Source organism: Arthrobacter sp. GCM10027362 (assembly GCF_042679445.1).
Classification (GTDB): domain Bacteria; phylum Actinomycetota; class Actinomycetes; order Actinomycetales; family Micrococcaceae; genus Crystallibacter.
Window position 1 is genome coordinate 1 of record NZ_JBHTML010000315.1, and the last position, 2,590, is coordinate 2,590.

1 protein-coding gene is annotated in these 2,590 nt (G+C 68.2%); it reads right to left on the reverse strand.

Going from position 1 to position 2,590, the window contains the following annotated elements; all coding sequences use genetic code 11:
* Window positions 1–294 precede the first annotated feature (294 nt).
* Window positions 295–2,590, reverse strand: a 2,296-nt coding sequence (gene glgB, locus ACFQ36_RS22105) for a 1,4-alpha-glucan branching protein GlgB (RefSeq protein ID WP_377017621.1), incomplete at its 5' end; no start/stop codon positions are given.

Here is a 2,590-nt window from a genome sequence, read left to right on the forward strand (position 1 = left end):
AAACAACAGGAGCATCCGGCCAACACGCCCGGCCCGCAGGCCGGCCGCCCCGCACCGGAGCAACTTTTCAAACTTACATGATTGGAATTTACTTGTCCAATCGGTCCGGTTCGCGTCCCGTTGGGGACGCCGGCGTGATGCCGTCCGGAAGGGCGCCTGTCCGATCTCTCGTCCAGCGCGTATTAAACATTACCACTACCGTTACGCCATGTAAATTCCAAGTAACGGCCGGGCCGGGTGCGGAAGGCCGCCGGACCTGTCGGTCGGCGGCCTTCCGGTGCCGGCCGCGGCAGGCTACTTCGCGGCCTTCAGGTAAAGCACGCCCAGCGGCGGCACCGTGATGACCGCGGAGGCCGGATAGCCGTTCCACGCCCCTTCAACCGCTTCCACCGGCCCCGGGTTGCCAACCCCGGATCCGCCGTACATCTCGGCGTCCGTGTTCAGCACCTCGGTCCACTGCCCGGCCCACGGCAGGCCCACCCGGAAGTCCTCGTGCGGGTGCCCGGCGAAATTGGCGATGCACACCAGCGGGTTGCCGTGCCGGTCCCAGCGGATGAAGGAGAGCGTGTTCCGCGCGCCGTCGGAGGCGTCGATCCACTGGAAGCCGGCCGGTTCGTTGTCCCGTTCGTACAGCGCCGGGGTCTGGCAGTACATCCGGTTCAGGGCGCCGACCAGGGACTGCAGCCCCTGGTGCGGGGCGTTCTCGGCCAGCCACCAGTCCAGGCCGTGCTGTTCGGACCACTCGGTCTCCTGCCCGAACTCGGTGCCCATGAAGATCAGCTGCTTGCCCGGATGCGCCCACTGGAAGGCCAGGTAGGCGCGCAGGTTGGCCAGCTGCTTCCAGCGGTCCCCGGGCATCTTCGCCAGCATCGACCCCTTGCCGTGGACCACCTCGTCATGGCTGATCGGCAGCAGGAAGTTCTCGGTGAAGGCGTAGACCATCGAGAAGGTGGCCTTGTCGTGGTGGTACATCCGGTGCACGGGGTCCTCGGAAATGTACTCGAGCGTGTCGTGCATCCACCCCATGTTCCACTTCAGGCCGAAGCCGAGCCCGCCGCCGGAGGTCGGCCGGGTCACCCCGGGGAACGCAGTGGATTCCTCCGCGATGGTCACGATGCCGGGTACCCGCCGGTAGGCGGTGGCGTTGACCTCCTGCAGGAAGGAAATGGCCTCCAGGTTCTCCCGGCCGCCGTGGATGTTCGGGAACCACTGGCCGTCCTGGCGCGAATAGTCCCGGTAGAGCATGGAGGCCACGGCGTCGACCCGGAGCCCGTCCACGTGGAACTCCTCCAGCCAGTAGAGCGCATTGGCCACCAGGAAGTTGCGCACCTCGGTCCGGCCGAAATCGAAGATCAGCGTGCCCCAGTCCGGATGCTCGCCGAGCCGCGGATCGGCGTGCTCGTACAGCGGTTCGCCGTCGAACCTGGCCAGCGCCCACTCGTCCCGGGGGAAGTGGGCCGGGACCCAGTCCAGGATCACCCCGATGCCGGCCTGGTGCAGCGTGTCCACCAGGTACTTGAAGTCGTCCGGGTGGCCGAAGCGGGACGTCGGAGCATAGTACGAGGTGACCTGGTAGCCCCAGGAGCCGCCGAACGGGTGCTCCGCCACCGGCATGAACTCCACATGCGTGAAGCCCAGCTGCTTGACGTACGCCGCCAGCTCCTCGGCCAGCTCGCGGTAGCCCAGCCCCAGCCGCCACGAGCCCAGATGGACCTCGTAGATGCTCATCGGTGAATTGTGCGGATCCCGCTTCGCGCGCTCGGCCATCCAGGCCTCGTCGCCGAAAACATAGCGCGAGTCCAGCACCCGCGAGCCGGTCAGCGGCGGCACCTCCGCCCAGCGCGCCAGCGGATCCGCCTTCTCGTGCCACCGGCCGTCCCTGCCCAGCAGCTCGAACTTGTAGATGGCCCCGGCTCCGACATCCGGAATAAACAGCTCCCAGACACCGGAACCGCCCAGGGAGCGCATGGCGTGGACCGAGCCGTCCCAGCCGTTGAACTCGCCCTTGACCCGTACCGCCTGGGCATTGGGGGCCCAGACTGCGAAGCTGGTGCCGGAGATGTCTCCGAGCGTCGAGTTGTAGTGCCGCACGTGGGCGCCAAGGGCGTTCCAGAGCATCTCGTGCCGGCCCTCGCCGATCAGGTGCAGATCCATCTCGCCCAGCGTGGGCAGGTAGCGGTACGGATCATCCGCGAGCCAGGCCTCGCCGCCCGGATACTTGACCTCGAGCCGGTAATCCGGGACGTGCCCGCGCCGTTCGGGCTCCACCACGGCCACCCAGATGCCCTCGTATTCGTGCTGCATGGGCACCCGGTCCGACGCCGTGACCAGGGTGACGCTCTCGGCCATCCGCCGCAGGGTGCGGACCGTGACGTGCCCGTGGTCATCCAGGTGCGCCCCGAGCACGGCATGCGGCTGGTAGTAGCTGCCGTGCGCCACCGCCGCGAGGATATGCTCATCCACCGGGATGGGCCTGCTGGAGCCGATCGGCGGAATCACCGGCGGGGTTCCGGTCACCGGTGCGGCGTCCGGTTCCAGCAGGGCCGGCGCGGCCGGGACCGGCCGCGGGCCGGACTCCGGCACGACGGCG